Here is an 18,048-nt window from a genome sequence, read left to right as displayed (position 1 = left end):
CTGCGCGGCCGTTTGTTTTTCCCCAACGCCAACCCAACGGGCGTTTGGATGGACGGAACACTGCGTTCGTGTGACAACACTTTTGCCGATCCGGGCCGCTCAACGGCCGGCGTCTGGTCGCCTGTCGTATACGACTTCTGTCTAGCGCCGGGCAAATGCTGCTGTGCGATAATGACCTGATCCCCGGCACAGGCCGAGGACGTCATTCACGTGCCTGACCAATGCGCTTGGGCAGGCGCCTTCCCATGAAGGAGCGCACACAGTGTCCGATCTTGATCAGGTCACGCTCAACGCCGGCGATAAGTCGGTCGTTCTGCCCGTCATCAAACCCACCCTTGGCAACGACTGCGTCGACATCGCGAAGCTGACCAAGGAAACGGGGTATTTCACCTACGATTCCGGCTTCACCGCGACGGCCAGCTGCAAGTCCGCCATCACCTACATCGACGGCGACAAGGGCGTGCTGCTGTACCGCGGCTACCCGATCGAACAGCTGTCGGAAAAGTCGAGCTACGTCGAAGTGGCCTACCTGCTGATCAACGGCGAGCGCCCGAGCGCCGAGCAGCTGAAGGCCTTCACCGATGAGCTGGCTGCCGAAGCCAACGTCGATGAGTCGATCAACACCCTGATCGGCAGCTTCGCCAAGGATGCCCATCCGATGGCGATCCTGACCGCCGCCATCGCGCAGCTGTCGGGCATCTATCACGCCTCGCTGGACCTGTCCGACGCCGAACAGCGCCGCCAGGCCGCCGTGCGCCTGATCGCCAAGGTGCCGACCCTGTCGGCGCTGATCTACCGCCACGGCAAGGGCCTGCCGGCCAACAAGCCGGACACCTCGCTGGACTATGTCAGCCGCTTCCTGAAGCAGACCTTCGAGTCGGCTGACGGCCAGTACGATCTGAACCCGGACGTGGTCAAGGCGCTGGACCTGCTGTTCATCCTGCACGCCGACCACGAGCAGAACGCCTCGACCTCGACCGTGCGCCTGGTCGGTTCGACCGGTGCCAACCCGTACGCGTCGGTCGCCGCTGGCGTCACCGCGCTGTGGGGTCCGGCCCACGGCGGTGCCAACGAAGCCGTGCTGAAGATGCTGGAAGAGATCGGCACTGCCGACAACGTCGAGTCCGCCGTGGTCAAGGCCAAGGACAAGACCTCCGGCTTCCGCCTGATGGGCTTCGGCCACCGCGTCTACAAGAACTTCGACCCGCGCGCCAAGGTCATCGGCGAGATGACCAGCAAGGTGCTCAAGCAGCTGGGCGTGCAGGATCCGCTGCTGGACGTGGCCGTGAAGCTGGAACAGGCCGCGCTGCAGGACGAGTACTTCGTCGCCCGCAAGCTGTACCCGAACGTCGATTTCTACAGCGGCATCATCTACAAGGCGCTGCAGATCCCGACCGAGATGTTCACCGTCATGTTCGCCCTGGGCCGTACCTCCGGCTGGGTGTCGCATTGGCTGGAACAGCAGGTTGATCCGGAAATGAAGATCGGCCGTCCGCGCCAGGTCTACACCGGCAGCGACGTGCGCGACTACCAGGGCTGATCGCCCGCGTAGGTTGTGCTGAGAACGCCCCGCATCCGCGGGGCGTTTTTTTTGCGCGGACCTGGTAGGTGCGGACCGTTGGTCCGCACGATTTCGGCGCCCGCGAAAAATCATCCACGCATGGCGTGGATCTACCACCGCATCCGCCTTCGGTAGGTGCCAACCTTGGTTGGCACGCGCTTCATCGCGCCAAGACCGCGTGATTCAAGGGTCTCGCCAGCTTCACGACCGCTCGCGCAGCCTCAGGACGCCAGCTGCATCCGCAGCACCTGAAATGGAGCGTCCATCCCGATGAGTACCCGATTCGACCCACCCGAGCGCGGCCCGCTTGGTCCCGACGTTGCCACTGTCGTCACCGCCCCCATCGTCGCCCCTCCCAGCGAAAGCGCCGTTTCCTGGGGCGCGATCTTCGCAGGTGCCGCCGCTGCCGCCGCACTCTCCCTCATCCTGCTCATCCTCGGTGTCGGCCTTGGCCTCTCCTCGGTGTCGCCGTGGTCGTTCGAAGGCGTCAGCAAGGAAACCTTCGGCTGGTCCAGCATCGCCTGGCTCACCTTCACCGCACTGGCCGCATCGGGTCTGGGCGGCTATTTGGCCGGCCGCCTGCGCACCAAGTGGACGCAGATCCATGGCGATGAAACCTATTTCCGCGATACCGCGCACGGCTTCGTGTCGTGGGCCGTGGCCACGCTGCTGACTGCGGGCCTGCTGACCTCGGCCATCGGCGGCGTGCTCGGCACGGGCGCGAAGGTGGCGGGTGCCACTGCAGGCGCTGCCGCATCCACGGCCGGCGTTGCGGCCGCAGGTGCCGGTAGCGCCGCCGCGGCCGCACCGGAAGGCGACCTCAACTATTGGGTGGATTCCCTGTTCCGCAATGCCACCAACGCCGGTGCTGCCGATCCCGCTGCGCCGCCACCGCCGGGCGCGCCGTTGGATCCGAACGCGGCTCCGCCGCCGGCACCGAATGCGGGCCCACGCGAGACCGGCATGGCGCCGCCGCGCCCGATGCCGGGCCGTGCACCGGCCGGCGACCGTCGTGAACTGCGCACCGAAGTGAACCGCATCATCGTCAACAGCCTGCAGGGCGATGGCCTCGACCCGGCCGACACCCAGTACCTGTCGCAGCTCATCGCGCGCGAAACCGGCATGAGCCAGGCCGAAGCGCAGGCCCGTGTGACCGATGTGCAGACGCGCATGCGTGCCGCGCTGGAGAAAGCCAAGACCACCGCCAAGCAGGCGGCCGACGATGCCCGCAAGGCCGCAGCGTATGCCGCGCTGTGGCTGTTCATCACCCTGCTGATTGGCGCGTTCTTCGCCAGCCTCAGCGCCACCTGGGGCGGCCGCCGCCGCGACCTGTAACCCGCATTCCATGCAAGGAGACCTGCCATGAAAATGATTCTGCTCTGGCTGTTGGGCGTGCCGATTCCGCTGCTGATCCTGTACGCAATCTTCTTCTGAGATTGCATCGTTGAGTGGGACCCGTCAGGCCGCCGTAAGGCGGCCTGATGCCATCCCGTCGTGCGTGAGCATGTGTTTGCAGCGTCGAGCCCTGCTTGACTCATGCGCGCCGCGCGAACAGCAGTCGAGCATGGCTCGACTCTACAAAAGCATGGCTTGGCAGCTGAACTATGCCTCCGCGTACCGGTTGGGCGAGCACCCCAGCGCACGCCGGAAGGCCGCAGAAAATGCGCTCGGAATTGATGCTGAAAGAGGCGTCAGGTCCGCGATGAATGGTTTCTGACGTCGGATGTCGTTTTCACATCTTTTCGGAGTTATTGCATGGGCGTCACTATCGAGGCGAGGGAAGCTGTGGGCACTTATCCCTGCATGGACAACACCATGAACCGACGACTCACCCTTGCGCTCATCGCCACCACGTTGAGCCTGCTCAGCGCTGGGGCCTTTGCCCAGTACACCGGCCCGGGCGCCACCCATGCCGTCACCACGGTTGCCGAGGCGCGCGCCCAGCGTGACGACCAGCCGGTGGTGCTGCGGGGCACGCTGGTGGCCAGGATCGGCCACGAGCGCTACCGCTTCAAGGACGCCACCGGCGAGATCGATGTGGAAATCGACGACAAGGATCTGCCCAGCCACCAGGCCGTCAGCGCGACCACCGTGGTGGAGCTGCACGGTGAGGTGGATACGCACCGCTTCAAGCCCACCGACATTGATGTGGAGCACGTCGCCGTGGTGCCCGCGCGTTGAAGGGCGTTCGCGATTTCTACACGTAGCGTCGAGCCATGCTCTCATGCGCACACGGTGCGCCTCAAGCGATAGTCGAGTATCACTCGACGCTACAAATGCAACGCAATGAGGTTTCTTGCATTCAAGTCGTGAGGAAATTTGCATAATCCTCAAACATTGAAAGCCCTCAAGAATTCTTCTTAACGTCCAGCTATTTAGGAATTGTTGCATGGCCTGCATGCGGTAGGCCTACCTACCATTCTCTCGTCGCCCGTGACCACCTCCACGGGCGGCGCCTCCCTCCCTTTCTCCTTGGGGAGGGGGGCTTTCATATTCCCCCTGTCCGAGAGAGACACACATGCACGCCATTCTGAAGAAGGCCACGCTCGCTGCAGCGCTGGCCACTGTTTCGCTGTCCGCCAACGCGTTCGACGCCGACATCAAGGTCTGGGCCAACGTCGACCCGACCCTGGCCCTGCTGAAGGCCGATGGCACCGCGCTGGACTCCGTCGTGAACCTGGTCCACAACCCGGTCAGCGGCCTGGTGCCGTGGACCCAACAGGTGCGCATCTACTCCAATGATGAAGACAAGGACATCGAAGTGCGGGTCGGCAGCGCTCCGCAGCTGCTCAATACCGATGGCAGCGGTGCCCCGGTGCCGCTGACTGTCAGCCTCAACGGCAAGGCGCTGACCGTGGCCGCGCAGGACTTCGCCGCCTCCGACCTGTTCGACGGCGCGCTGCCGGGCGCATCGATCCCGATGCCGCTGCGTATAGCGCAGACCAACCAGGCGCCGATCGCCAAGGGCGGCACCTACGAGGGCATCGTCACCATCGCCATGCAGCAGAAGACCACCAGCCCGTAAGGCGCCCGCGCCGGCCCGCTCCCCGGGCCGGCCGCTTCCGGTAACACCCCCATGAAATCTCCCGCACCCGCCGTCACCCGGCTGGCGGTCGCGCTCGCCCTGTCGTTGGCCATGCCCCTGGTCGCGGCGCGCGGCGTTCCCGCCGGTTTCGAGGATCTGGTCGAAGGCCAGACCGAACAACTTGAGGTGCGCCTGTTCGGTCGCTCGACCGGGCTGGTGCCGGTGCGCGTGACTCTGGAACACGTGCAGCTGGAAGCCCCGGCCGAGGCGCTGCAGGCATTGCAGCTGCCCGCCGAGGCACAGGCCGCGTTGTTGCCAGCGCTGTCGCAGCCGCTGCCGCGCAACAGCCATCTGGCCTGCCGTTACGGCGGCGCCAGCGCCGGTTGCGGTTACATCGATCCCCCCGAGGAGCCCACCGCCGTGCGCGCGCTGTATGACGAAGGCGAGGGCGCCGTGCGCCTGTTCGTCGCCCGCCAATGGATTCCCGGCGAACCGGCCGCCGAGCGCTACCACCAGGTCAGCGCCAATGCCGAAAATGCCTTCCTGCACCAGCACACGCTCAACGTCAGCGGCGGCCGCGGCTACCAGTCGCTGGCCGCGCAGGGCATGGGCGCGCTGGGCGTGTTGCAGCGCGGGCACCTGTCTGCCGATTGGACCTTCAGCCAGCAGCACTATCGCGGCGGCCGCGCCAACCGCGACTTCCAGCTGGACAACGCCTATTACCGCCATGACCTGGGGCAGCAGTACTACCTGCAGGCCGGGCGCATGGACCGCCGCAACCTGAGCAGCCCGCAGGGCGGCACCTTCAGCTTCAGCATGCTGCCGATGGACCGCTTCCAGGGCCTGCGCCTGGGCACCACGCAGGCCTACGTGGATTCCGCTGCCGCCGTGCAGGCCACGCCGCTCACCGTGTTGCTGGCGCGCGACGCACGCGTGGATGCCTTCGACGGCGAGCGCCTGCTGCAGACCTTCTACCTGCAGGCCGGTATCAACCAGCTCGATACGCGCCGGTTTCCGCTGGGCAACTACACCGTCACCCTGCGCATCTACGAAGACGGCGTGCTGGTGCGCAGCGAGGACGCGCCGTTCGACAAGGGCGGCGACTGGACCGACAGCAGCGTGCAGTGGTTCATGCAGGGCGGCCGCCGTAACGAGCGCCGCAGCGACCGTTTCAACGACGAGCTGGCAGCGATGGCCGGCCTGCGCGTGCCGGTGTCGCGCAACGTGGCGATGACGGCCGGCGTCGCAGACCTGGGTGGCTTCAGTTATGGCGAACTGCGGCTGGACCTGCGCCATGTCTTCGCCACCCAGGAGATCCGCGCCACCTTCAGCGGCATGCACGGCAGCGATGGCAGCCGTGGCCAGCAGCACCAGCTGTCCTACCGTCGCCGCGCCTCGTGGAATGTGTACCACCAGCGCATGCGCGGCCGCGCCTGCCAGTTCGAGGACGACGCGCGCGACCGGCTCGGCTGTGCCGACTCGCTCAGCGCCTCGATGGCGCTGCCGGTGGCGGGCGGCAATGCCTACGTGGCCTACACGCGCCGCCAGACCTGGCGCGCAGGCACCGTGCAACCAGGGCTGGGGGATGATCCGCTGGCTGGGCTGGACCCGCTGTTGCCGCCGTGGATTCCGCAGCCCACGCGCGTGCCGCAGCTCAGCCGCACCTGGCAGGCCAGCTACAGCCGCAGCCAGCGCTGGGGCGAGTTCAGTGTCTCCAGCCGCATCGGCGTGTGGCAGCAGACCAGTGGCGGCGGCCTGCGCGATGGTCGTGACCGCGGCATCTACTTCAACGTCAGCCTCAACCGCCTGCAGCGCGGTGATCGCGGCAGTTCGCAGCGGCGTTATGGCCTGGATGTGCGCCAGCCGCAGCACGCGCGGCCCGACATCAACTACAGCGCCGGCCAGACCCTGCGCCAGGAATACGAAGACCAGTACCGCGAAGTGTCTGGCGAACTACGCGGCAACAACAACGAACGCTACAGCGCCACGCTGAGCGGGCAGCTGCAGAACCGCATCGGCCAGACCGGCGCTACGGTATCGCGCTATCAGCACCAGGGTGGCAACGAGGTGGCGTACAGCGCCACGCACAGTTCCGGCCTGGCCATCGGCTCGCGCGGCCTGTACTGGGGCGCAGGCGTGGGCGCCGATGCCGGGCTGGCGGTGCAGGTGGATGGCACCGACGATCTGGACCTGACCGGCGTGGCCGCCGAACTGCAGGTGGGTGGACTGCGCCGGCAGCGGCTGAAGCTGGGCGAACGTCGCCTGCTGCCGATTTCCGCGTACCAATCGCACCGCGCCGAGGTGCAGGACGCCAGCGCACTGGACAGCATCGCCGCCGTGCGCGTGAGCGGTGTGGGCGGGGCGCGCCCGCTGTTCCTCTCGCCTGGGCGGCTGGTGCGCATGCCGGTGCCGATTGAAGTGACCTACACCTTCATCGGCAACGCCCACGACATCGCCGGTGCACCGCTGCGCGGCGCCCGCATTCTCAACGCGCCGGTGCCCGGCACCGGCAGCAATGGAGGCTTCGTGGCCGACTTCCCACGACGCGAAAAGACCCTGTACCTGCTGCAGGACGACCGGCTGCTGCACTGCCCGCTGCAGGTGCGCGAGCGCCGCAGCGTGGTGATGCTGGTGGGCACCGTGCAGTGCGAACCGCTGGCCGTGGCGCAGCTGCCTGCTGATATCCGCCATCAGGCACGGGTGACGCGACTGCTGCAGGAGCAGGCATTGATTGCCGCCACGCCGCAGACCGCGGCAGCGGGAGGTGCGCAGTGAACCGCCGGGTGTGGTGGGTGATGGCGGTGCTGTGTGCGCTGGTGGTGCTGGCGCCGCAGGCGATGGCGCAGCAGCCGCCGGAGACCGATCCGCCAAGTGGAGACATTGTTCAGCACATTGCCCAGCGCTGGGACAGATCAGCACTTCCCGTCGAAGTTGAATTGCTTGCCCCCAAAACACTACTTGGCTATAGCAAACGGCCCGAAATGGGCTTGGGCGAGCTACATCTTACTTGCAGATCCAACTCGGATCCGGCGACAGGTAGCTGTCCTGTAAGTGATACCGGTGAGAACGGCTCGTATAGGAGTCGCGTCCCCCTTCGATTCGTTGAGCAACGGAGTGGACTACCAACTGAAGTGAATGTGGAGGGATGGCTTGACCGCGCTGAGTCCGGGCGAGGATGTAATGACTACTGGCAGCCTCATGTGCGGCCTCTCTGGACCACGTTCTCGGCAGCCTGCGTTACGCCCGCAAGTGGCACGGCTCTGTCACTCCGGATTCCAGCTGCTGAACTCCGTCAGCTCGTTGCTGGCCGCTGGAAAGCAAATCTTGAGCTGTCGCTGAGAGATGGCTCCGGAGGATCGCTCGCGCGCTACATATTCGTGTTCGACTTCACCATCACCGACTACAACGCGGTCTCCATCTACTTCCCGCTCTTCGACCAGGTCACCCCGCACGTCGGCCTGAACCTGCAGTACGACCCGCTGGCACAGACCGTCGGTGGTCGGACTCAACTCGATATGTGCCTGTACGACGGACTGGGCTCGCAGAGCCAGTACCTGGGCGTCACCGTGCGCGACAGCGGGCCGCGTCCTCCGGGGCCTTCCGGCTACTCGGTCTGGCATACCGACGGCGGCAGCGACGCCACGCAGCGCGTGGACTACACCGTCACCCTCGATCACAACGGCAGCGCCATACCGCTGCGCAACGGCGTGGAGCAGCTGCTGCACGGCATCGATACCGCAAAGCTGCGCTTGGTGCTGTTGCCCGGCATGACGCAGCCGGTGTTCTGCGTGCCCACGCCATTGACGCTGGACACCCCTCGCGTGCCGGTCAGCAGCAAACGCCCCGGCTACTACGACGGCGACCTCAAGGTGGAACTGCGCGTTCCCACTGTCACGCCCTGATTCCCATGGAGCCCCCGATGAAGCCTTTCATTCGCTGCCTGCTTCCCTTGTCGCTGCTGATGGCGATGCCTGCCCACGCCAATCTCACCGTGCACCCCATGCGCACGTCGGTGGACGTAAAGAAGGGTGCGCAGATCCGCATCTATTCGCAGTCCACCCAGCCGCAGTACGTGCAGGCCTCGATCAAGCGCATCGTCAATCCAGCCAGCGCGGATGAGCAGGAGGTCGAGGTCGAGCCCGGCGAAGCGGCCATCGCCATCACCCCCGGTAAGTTCGCGCTGGCAGGTGGCGGCAATCGCCTGATCCGGGTGATTCCGCTGCAGCCGGTCGAGAAGGAAACCGCCTACCGCGTGTACTTTGAAGGTGTGCGTGGCCCTGAAGGGATCGAACGCCCAGGCGAGGGCGAGCGCGCACAGGCCAACATCGGCGTCAGCCTGGTCTGGGGCGCACTGGTCAATGTGCTGCCTGCGCAGCCCGCCATGGCGGTACAGGTGGAAGGCAATCGTCTGCGCAACACCGGCACGGTGCGCGTGGGCATCACCAGCATTGCCGACTGCGATGGCGCGCGCTGCACCGCGCACGACGTGTCGCGAAGCCTCTACCCGGGCAGCGCGCTGGAACTGCCTTTTCCCGTGCAACCGGGACACACGTTGCAGATGCGTTACCGCCTGACTCGCGATGGCTATCGCGAGCACGTGCAGACCCTGGCGCCCAGCGCCGGCTGATTCCCCAGCCCCGCCAGCGGTGCTGGTGGGTTCTTTCTGACGTTCCTGTTAAGGAGATCCAATGAATCGTATCTATCGCCGTCTGTGGAGTCGCGCCCGTCAGTGCTGGGTGGTGGCCAGCGAACTGGCGCCATCGCGCGGGAAAGCGTCTTCCACGGTTCGTGCAGGGAGTCTTGTGCTTCTTTCGTTGCTGGTGGTGCCGGCTGCTGGCGCGCGCGAGGATGACGAAGATGACACAGCCTGGTGGGCACGACAGACAATGAGTGCCTTCGTCGCAACGGCTGGCGACAGTGGGCGCGCATTCGAGACCCGGGCAGTCAATCGTGGCGATGTGTACAGCAACACGTCGCGGGCCAACTGGAGTGTCATCGACGGCAAGGAGTCCATGGCACTTGGGTCGGAAGCACGTGCCAGCGGTGAACATAGTCTCGCGGCAGGTATCAGCAGCCGTGCCGCGGGTGCGAGAAGCGTGACACTTGGGAGTCTCTCGGAGGCATGGGGAGATAACAGCATTGCGCTCGGTCACTATGCGGTCACCGAGAACGGTGGATATGGCACTGCTGTAGGCACCTACAGTAGGGCCAACGGGATTGGAGCAACGGCGCTTGGGCAGAATGCCAAGGCTCAAACCGAAAACTCCATTGCCGTGGGAAGTGGTTCCATGACGAATCCCGGCGCAGGCATCTCCAAGATTGCCATCGGTGGTGATGCGTACGCGGGCAGTAGTGGCTGGACGGGTGCAATCGCACTGGGCGGGGAATCGCTCGCAGAGTACGACGGTGTGGCTGTTGGTTATGGTGCAAAGACATCGGCAAATGGCACTGTGGCACTTGGTCGTGGATCGCTTGCCACAGAGGCCAACACCGTTTCGGTCGGTAGCGCCAGCGTGAAAAGGCGGGTAGTCAATGTGGCCGATGCGGGGCTGAACTCGACCAGCAGTGATGCAGTCACGGGCAAGCAGCTGTATGCCACCAACTCCAACGTGACCAAGGCCCAGGCCGCGGCCGATGGGGCGAAAACGACGGCCACGGCGGCACAATCCACCGCCAACACGGCCAACAGCAATGCCAACTCGGCGCTGGCGAAGGCCAATGCGGTCAGTGGCCTGGTCAGCCAGGTATCGGCCGCTGGCAACGTAAGGCTGGGTGGTGAGAACACCGGTACGGTGCTGGATGTGCGCAACAAGTCCAATGCCAACCGCCGCATCACCGGTCTGGCTGACGCATCGCTCACGACAACCAGCACCGAGGCTGTGACGGGCAAACAGCTCACTGCTACCAACACCAATGTGACCAGTGCCAAAACTGCGGCCGATGCAGCGAAGACAACTGCCACGGCAGCGCAGTCCATGGCCACTACGGCCAATACCAATGCCAACACAGCGTTGGCCAAGGCCAATGCGGTCAGCAGCCTGGTCAGCCAAGTCTCGGCCAGTGGCAACGTGCGCCTTGGCGGCGAGAACACCGGCACCGTGCTGGATGTCCGCAACAAGTCCAATGCGGTGCGCAGCATCACCGGCCTGAAGGATGGGGCGCTGAGCACGACCAGCACCGAGGCGGTGACGGGCAAGCAGCTCAACGCCACCAACGCCAATGTCAGCAAGGCGCAGGCAGCAGCCGACGCGACGGCTACACGGCTGAACGCCAGCGCAGTGGCCCTTGGCGCGGGAGCTGTCGCGGAGCAGGCCAGCTACGGCATCAGTACGGCGCTGGGCAACAACGCCAAAGCCTACAACGGCAAGAGCGTCGCCATGGGCGCAGACGCTCGCGCGACGGTGGATGACGCGGGTAACAAGATCAGTGGCAACGCGGGTGTGTCCATCGGTGCTGGAACCCGCAGTGGCAACGGTGCGGTGGCGCTTGGATTGGATGCCGTCGCAACGGGTGATCGAGGCGTTGCCGTCGGCCATGAGGCGTCTGGTAAAGGCACGCACGCAATGGCACTAGGCTTCCAGAGCAACGCGTCGGCCAACCAGGCCACGGCCGTTGGGCGCGGGGCCGTAGCCAGCAGCCTGTATGCCTCGGCACTGGGCAATCAGGCCACTGCCACGGCGCAGAGCGCATTGGCCCTCGGTGATCGCGCCAGTGCGACACATGCGGGCGCGGTTGCGCTGGGCAATGGCTCAGCCACGACTGCAACCAATCAGGTCTCGGTGGGCAACGGCTCGTTGAAGCGCAAGGTGGTGAACGTGGCGGACGGCGCCTTGAGTACGTCCAGCAGTGAAGCGGTGACCGGCAAGCAGCTGCATGCCACCAACACCAGCGTGGCTGCTGTGAAGGCGACCGCGGACGGTGCGCAGGCGCGCGTGGCGGTACTGGATGGCCTAGTGGGGCAGGTGTCGGCAAGCGGCAACGTGCGCCTGGGTGCGGACAACACCGGCACCGTCATCGACGTGGCCAACAAGAGTGGCGCCAAGCGCAAGCTGCAGAATCTGGCCAACGGCGTGCTCAGTACGTCCAGCACGGATGCAGTAACCGGGCAGCAGCTCAATGCCACCAACAGCGAAGTGGCCAGCGTGCGCACGGCCGCAACCGCGGCGAAGACGGCGGCCGATGCCGCCCGTGGTGTGGCCGATAGCGCTGTGCTGAAGGCTGATGCCTTGGGCGGTCTGGTGGGCCAGGTATCTGCCAGTGGCAATGTGCGTCTGGGTGCGGAGAACACTGGGACCATCGTGGATGTCGCGAACAAGACCGGAGCCAAGCGACGCATCTACAACATCGCCAACGGCACGCTGAGTGCGGGCAGCACGGATGCGGTGACCGGGCAGCAGCTGTTTGCGACCAATGCCACGGTGGAAACGCAGCGACAGGCTTTGGCTGGGCATGCGCAGCAGCTGACGGATCAGGACGGGCGTATCGCCGACAACCGGGTCGAGCTGGATGCGCTGCGTGCGGACTTCGATAACTTCGATCCGGATCTGGATGGCGTGGTGAAGTTCAGTGCTGATCGTCGCTTGGTGGATATGGAAGGTGCGCGCGTATCGGGGGTGGCAGCGGGGGATATCAGCTCTTCGGCCAGCACGGATGCGGTGAATGGGGGGCAGTTGTTTGCGACCAACTTGGCTCTACGCAAGATTGAAGAGCGTGGCGAGTTCGTTCAGGTGGGTTGGGACGCGCAAAGCAGCAGTGCTGAGGCTGGGAGTCTGGCTGTGGCAATTGGCAGTGACGCTAAGGCAATCGGGAGTGGTGCAACTGCCATTGGCGCGTACTCACTTTCTTCTGGAATCAACTCTGTCGCTATCGGTAGGGGGTCGCAGGTTGCTCTTGGTGCTGAGGGCGGATTTGCGCTGGGGAGTGGAACAAAGGTTGCTGCTACATCGGGCGTGGCAATTGGTGTAGCAAGTCAGATCGCCAGTGGTGCGGATGGGGCAGTTGCATTGGGAGCGACGTCGATTGCCACCGAAGCGAATGTCGTTTCAGTGGGCAACGATACTTTGCGCCGGCGTATCGTGAACATAGATAGGGGGCGTGGAAGTAGTGACGCAGTAGTCGTTGCGCAACTTCGCGAATCTTTGGCGTTTCTTGGTGGTGGAGCCACATTGGACCAGCAAGGCAACGTCATCGGCCCTATGTACAATATTCAAGGAGGGGTCCATAGCACTGTCGATGAGGCCCTCACCGCCTTAGACTCCGCCGTAGTCACCACCGGTTCCCGCGTAGACCGCGTCGAAACCCAGCTCCGCTCGGTCTTCCAGGAAACGCCCTCCACCCGCAGCGACGGCACTGCCCAGCTCACCCTGGCCGGCGCCAATGGCATGGTCATTTCCAACGTGGCCAACGGCCTGATCGCTGCCGGTAGCCGCGAGGCCGTCAACGGTGGCCAGCTGCACGCCGTGCAGCAGCAGCTCAATGGCCGCATGGACGGGCTGGAGCAACGCGTCGACGGTCAGCCGCGGTCGCGTGCGCTGTCCACGGGTTCGGCCGCGCCGACCGAACAGGTCACGCCAACGCCGGAAGCCAGCGATTCGCCGCAGGTGGCCTCGGCAGGCGAGGGCGCGTCGCCCACGCCGCGGCCGAAGTCGAAGAAGGACGACGCGCCGTCGCCCACGCCGCAGGTCGATACCGCCGAACTGGAGAAGATGCTGGCCCGCGCCAACGAATACACCGATGGTGCCATCAGCAACTTCGAACGCCGCCTGGACAAGATGGACAAGCGCTTCAACCGCATGGCGGCGATGAGCAGCGCGCAGACGGCCATGGCCATGAACACCGCTGGCTTGGCCACCTACAACCGCCTCGGCGCGGGCGTGGGCTATGCCGAAGGCGAATCGGCCATGGCGGTGGGCTACCAGCGTGTACTCAACGAAAAGGGCTCAGCCACCTTCAGCCTCAATGGTGCGTTCACCAACAGCGGTGAACGCAGCATGGGCGTGGGTGTGGGCATCGGCTGGTAAGCGATGGAGCCCCGGCGTGACGCGCGTAATCCACCCCGTCGCGCCGGGGTCCTGGCCAAGGAGATGGCAATGTACAGATGGGTAAGCGGCTTCATCAGCTATCGCACGTTCTATATCTGGCGGGCGCGCTTTCGCTACTACACCCGGAACCTGGACCTGTGGACGCTGATGAGCGGTCTGTGCATCGTCGGTCTACTGCTGGTCCTGTGGTACATGTGGCAGATGCTGGGCGTGCCGCCGCCGCGCATACATCCGGATACAGCGGCGCTGCGCATCGAGGGCGTCACCCACGAGGCGATCCATCGCATCGTGCTGGTGCGCCACGCTGGCAGCACGCGGGGGGCCGAGTTCACCACGCCGGAGGACGTGCGGGCGAGTACGCTGCGCACGATGCGGGTGCGGCAGGTGATGGACAGCGAGGTGGTGTGGCGTCTGAAGGCCGACATGCTGGCGGACATTGCTGACTACATCAACGTCACAGGCGGGTGCTTCCCCTACGACTGCCGGCAGATTCGGGATCGGTTGGATCCCGTGCGCAAGGCCGCTGTGGAGAATGCGCAGATCAACGCCTCACTGGCGACGATCCTGGACGTGCCGCTGGACCAGATGCCGCTCTTGAAGGGCGGCGAGCGTGAGCGGGTGAAGAGTGGGTGGTCGGATACGTTCAACGACGTCTACTTTCAGGCCGGCTTGCTGCGGGACCTGCAGGCCATGCATGCGCAGATGATGCGGGAGTATCCGCAGCGAGCCCCCGCGCCCTGGTTGCCGCGGTTGCTCAGCGACCCGCTGCGCGATACCCGTTTCGTCTGGTAGCGGGAGCATGATGGGCGCCATCTGCCAGAGCAGGTAGCGCAGCTTTTGTAGAGTCGAGCCGCGCTCGACTGCTCTTCGGCCAGCAATCGATTGCCTGAAGCACGGTGCGGACCAACGGTCCGCACCCACCACTGGCAGGTACCGCTACGCGCGTCGGCCATGGGCCGGCGCTGCCGTCATCCGCCGATGTACGCGGTGATCTCCGCCTCGGCCAGCACCTGCCGCAACTGCGCCACGGACGCGCGCCGCATCGGCTTCTCATCCACCGGCGACAGCGGTGCTTGGCGCAGGGCGTCGTACGGCAGTACGGCCAGGTCGAAGGTCAGTTCCTCCGCACTGAACACCCACACCGGCACATCCAGGCAGCGTTCGCGGTCCATGCGCAGTCGGCGCGTCCGTGATTCGGCGGGGATGCCGTGCTCGTCCAGGAAGCGATGCACGGCCTCCGGGTCGTCGCTGTGCAGGTGCAGCTGCACGGGGCTGTTGGCGTCGGCGGTGCCGTCCAGCACTGGGCCAGCCAGACGTGGGGAGAAGCCGTGCAGGAACTCCAGTGCACGCATCGCGGCCTCGCGGCGGCGTTGCAGTTCGTTGCCGTGCTGGGGCCCGGAGAACAGCCGCTGGTACTCGCGCAGGGCGTCTTCGATCTCGGTGTTGCGGGGCAGGGAGGCATCGTCGTGGATGCCGAGCCGGCTGGCGGCCTTCAACTTGGCCTGGTGGTAGTCGCGGATGCCGCCTTCGGCCATCAGGCGGGCGGCTTCGTGGGCGAGGCGGTGGCGCCGCTCGCGGGTCTGGCTGGCAGCATGCTGACGGGCGCGATGCATGCGATGACTCCCTGTTGCGACCTGGGTACAGAGTAGCGCAGGGATGTGACATCTGCGTGGGTATGGCGCGTAGATGCCAACCAACGGTTGGCAGCTACCACGGCAAACGGGTGCCGTTGATCCTGTAGAGCCGAGCCCATGCTCGGCTGCTCTATCGCGAGCGCCCGGAGCCGAGCATGGCTCGGCTCTACAAAGGCGGCGCCAACCAAGGTTGGCTGCTACCAAGGCAAAAGGGTGCCGTTGATCCTGTAGAGCCGAGCCCATGCTCGGCTGCTCTACCGCGGTCCCCCGAAGCCAAGCATGGGCTCGGCTCTACAAAGGGCAGTGCCAACCAACGGTTGGCACCCACCTGTTCCTTCCTCAGAAGATATCGAACGCGGCGGCGTCGGCCTGCGGCGTATTGAGGTTCAGGTCGTAGTCGGTCAGGCGGTCCATGTCTTCCACCTTCACCCACTCGGTCGCGCCGTTGAGGGTGGCCTGGACCATGCCGCTGGGCGGATCGTTCTGCGCAATCGGGGTGTCCTTCAGCGCGGTGCGCATGTAGTCGATCCAGATCGGCAGGGCGGCCTTGCCACCGTATTCGCGGTAGCCCAGCGAGCGGAAGTCGTCGCGGCCCACCCACACGGTGGTCACGTACGGGCCGCCGAAGCCGGAGAACCAGGCATCGCGGTGGTCGTTGGTGGAGCCGGTCTTGCCGCCCACGTCCTCGCGGCCGAGCACCTTGGCCTGGGCGCCGGTACCGCGCTGGACCACGTCGCGCATCATCGACACCAGCTGGTAGGCGGTGCGGGCGTCGATCGCGCGCGGGGCGGTGCGGGCATCGGGGTTGACCGGCGCGGCCGGGGTCTCGGCCTTGGCTTCGGCCTTGGCCGCAGCAGCCGGGTCCACCTTCGGGGCCGGGGCGCCGAAGTTGAAGCCGTCCACCACCTGGTTGACCGGCTGGTCGCTGCTGCCGGCGCAGTCGCGGCAGGCCATCGCCGGGTTTTCCTTGAACACCAGGTTGCCGTCGCGGTCATTGACCTGATCGATCAGCCAGGTGTCCACGCGCGAGCCGCCGTTGGCGAACACAGCGTAGCCACGGGCCACCGACAGCGGGGTGAGCGACGCCGTACCCAGCGACATCGACAGGTTCGGCGGCAGTTCCGATTCGGCGAAACCAAATTCGCTGATGTACTTGCGCGCGTAGTCCACGCCCATGCCATCAAGCAGGCGCACCGAGACCAGGTTGCGCGACTGCACCAGTGCTTCACGCAGGCGCATCGGGCCGCGGAAACCGCCGCCGTCGTTCTGCGGGGCCCAGGTCTTGCCGCGGCGGTCGCGGAACACGACCGGGGCGTCGAGCACGATCGAGGCCGGGTTGTAGCCCTTGTCGAAGGCCGCGGCGTAGATGAAGGGCTTGAAGCTCGAACCCGGCTGGCGGCGGGCCTGGGTGGCACGGTTGAACTTGTTGCCGGAGAAGCTGAAACCGCCAACCAGCGCCTTCAGCGCGCCGCTGTGGGCATCCAGCGAGACCAGCGCGGACTGGCCGCGCGGGAGCTGATCCAGCAGCCACTCACCTTCCTTGGCACCGGCACGCACGCGCACGATGTCACCGCGCTGCACCAGCTTGCCCGGGGTCTTGTTGGTCCACTTGGCGGCACCGGCCGGCAGCACGATCTCGCTGCGGTTGGCCAGCACCACGGTGGCGCTGCCATCGGCACCGGTGCTGGCAACGATGGCCGGCAGCAGGCCGGCCTGGCCGTACAGGCCACGCAGGTGCTCGGCCAGGGCGGCGGCGTCTTCGCCGGCACCCACCTGCACCTGCTTCTCCACGCCGTGCCAGCCGTGGCGGTGGTCGTACAGCAGCAGGCCGTCGCGCACCGACTGGTTGGCGGCGGTCTGCAGGGTCGAATCGATCGTGGTGGTGACGTGGTAGCCCTTGTTGACCACGTCACCGCCGAAGCGGGCGATCATTTCCTGGCGCACCAGTTCGGCCACGTACGGGGCATCGACCTGCACCGGCGGCTCATGCGCGGTGGCGTGCATCGGCACGGCCTTGGCCGCGTCGGCCTCGGCCTGGCTGACGAACTTCAGGTCGGCCATGCGCTGCAGCACATAGTTGTCACGACGCTGGCGGGCGCGCTCCGGGTTGGAGATCGGGTTGCCCGAGGACGGGAACTTGGGGATGCCGGCCAGCGAGGCCATCTCGTCCAGGTCCAGCTCGTTCAGTTTCTTGCCGTAATAGAACTCGGCGGCAGCGGCCACGCCGTAGGCGCGGTTGCCGAAGAAACTCTTGTTCAGGTACAGCTCGAAGATCTCGTCCTTGCTCAGCTCGGACTCGATCTTCCGTGCCAGCAGGATCTCGGCCAGCTTGCGGGTGTAGCTGTACTCGGAACTGAGGAAGAACTGGCGGGCCACCTGCTGGGTGATGGTGGAACCACCGGGCACGCGCTTGTCGTTGGTGGTGGCCAGCAGCCAGACCGCGCGGCCGATGCCCTTGTAGTCCACACCGCCATGCTCGTAGAAGCGGGCGTCCTCGGTGGCCAGGAAGGCCTGCTTCAGGCGCTCGGGCACGTCCTTCATGGTGATCGGGGTACGCCGGGTCTCGCCGAACACCGCCATCAGCTTGCCGTCGGCAGCGTAGACGTACATCGGCTCCTGCATTTCCACGTCGCGCAGGGTCTGCACGTCGGGAAGCTTGGAGGACACGGCGTAGTACAGACCGCCTACGGCGGCCGCGCCGATCAGCGCCAGGACCAGGACAATCAGGAAGATCCAGCGCAGCCAGCGGCGGAGTCGAGTCATCGGGTTCAGATTCCGATTGCGAAT

General features: G+C 65.6%; 11 protein-coding genes. 9 read left to right on the top strand and 2 right to left on the bottom strand.

Annotated elements, in window-relative coordinates; genetic code table 11:
• The first annotated feature begins 262 nt into the window (after window positions 1-262).
• The 9 genes from M1L61_RS18515 (at window position 263) to M1L61_RS18475 (ending at window position 14,419) form a co-directional block, all read left to right on the top strand.
• A complete protein-coding gene (locus M1L61_RS18515; protein WP_049437152.1) occupies window positions 263-1,540 on the top strand; it encodes a citrate synthase in 1,278 nt (425 codons plus the stop codon).
• Window positions 1,541-1,831: 291 nt separating this feature from the next.
• Complete coding sequence (locus M1L61_RS18510; protein ID WP_248853897.1) at window positions 1,832-2,896, top strand: hypothetical protein; 1,065 nt, start codon at window positions 1,832-1,834, stop codon at window positions 2,894-2,896.
• Between the two features lie 480 nt (window positions 2,897-3,376).
• Window positions 3,377-3,742, top strand: coding sequence for a NirD/YgiW/YdeI family stress tolerance protein (locus M1L61_RS18505; RefSeq protein ID WP_029550882.1), 366 nt, complete (start codon window positions 3,377-3,379; stop codon window positions 3,740-3,742).
• A 337-nt stretch (window positions 3,743-4,079) separates the two neighbouring features.
• A complete protein-coding gene (locus tag M1L61_RS18500; RefSeq protein WP_197654366.1) occupies window positions 4,080-4,586 on the top strand; it encodes a CS1 type fimbrial major subunit in 507 nt (168 codons plus the stop codon).
• 51 nt (window positions 4,587-4,637) lie between these two features.
• Window positions 4,638-7,361 carry a TcfC E-set like domain-containing protein gene (locus tag M1L61_RS18495; RefSeq protein WP_248853896.1) on the top strand — a complete coding sequence of 908 codons (2,724 nt, stop codon included), beginning with the start codon at window positions 4,638-4,640 and terminating at the stop codon, window positions 7,359-7,361.
• A 20-nt stretch (window positions 7,362-7,381) separates the two neighbouring features.
• Window positions 7,382-8,488: a CfaE/CblD family pilus tip adhesin gene (locus M1L61_RS18490; protein WP_343239075.1), complete on the top strand. Its 1,107-nt coding sequence runs from the start codon at window positions 7,382-7,384 to the stop codon at window positions 8,486-8,488.
• 17 nt (window positions 8,489-8,505) lie between these two features.
• Window positions 8,506-9,213, top strand: a complete 708-nt coding sequence (locus M1L61_RS18485; RefSeq protein WP_248853894.1) for a pilus assembly protein — start codon at window positions 8,506-8,508, stop codon at window positions 9,211-9,213.
• Between the two features lie 61 nt (window positions 9,214-9,274).
• On the top strand, window positions 9,275-13,606 hold the full coding sequence (locus tag M1L61_RS18480) for an ESPR-type extended signal peptide-containing protein (RefSeq protein ID WP_248853893.1): 4,332 nt from the start codon (window positions 9,275-9,277) through the stop codon (window positions 13,604-13,606).
• 69 nt (window positions 13,607-13,675) lie between these two features.
• The gene (locus tag M1L61_RS18475) at window positions 13,676-14,419 is read left to right on the top strand and encodes a hypothetical protein (RefSeq protein ID WP_248853892.1); all 744 of its coding nucleotides are present in this window, start codon (window positions 13,676-13,678) and stop codon (window positions 14,417-14,419) included.
• 176 nt (window positions 14,420-14,595) lie between these two features.
• Here the strand turns inward: M1L61_RS18475 and M1L61_RS18470 are convergent, their stop codons facing one another.
• Together M1L61_RS18470 and M1L61_RS18465 are read right to left on the bottom strand one after the other, a co-directional pair.
• The gene (locus M1L61_RS18470; protein WP_010484059.1) at window positions 14,596-15,240 is read right to left on the bottom strand and encodes a hypothetical protein; all 645 of its coding nucleotides are present in this window, start codon (window positions 15,238-15,240) and stop codon (window positions 14,596-14,598) included.
• A gap of 360 nt (window positions 15,241-15,600) precedes the next feature.
• Window positions 15,601-18,024, bottom strand: coding sequence for a penicillin-binding protein 1A (locus M1L61_RS18465; RefSeq protein ID WP_248853891.1), 2,424 nt, complete (start codon window positions 18,022-18,024; stop codon window positions 15,601-15,603).
• Between the last annotated feature and the right edge of the window lie 24 nt (window positions 18,025-18,048).

Origin of the sequence: Stenotrophomonas sp. NY11291 (genome assembly GCF_023277365.1) — a bacterium.
Taxonomy (GTDB): Bacteria; Pseudomonadota; Gammaproteobacteria; order Xanthomonadales; family Xanthomonadaceae; genus Stenotrophomonas; species Stenotrophomonas geniculata.
This window is presented reverse-complemented; position numbering and strand designations above follow the sequence as displayed.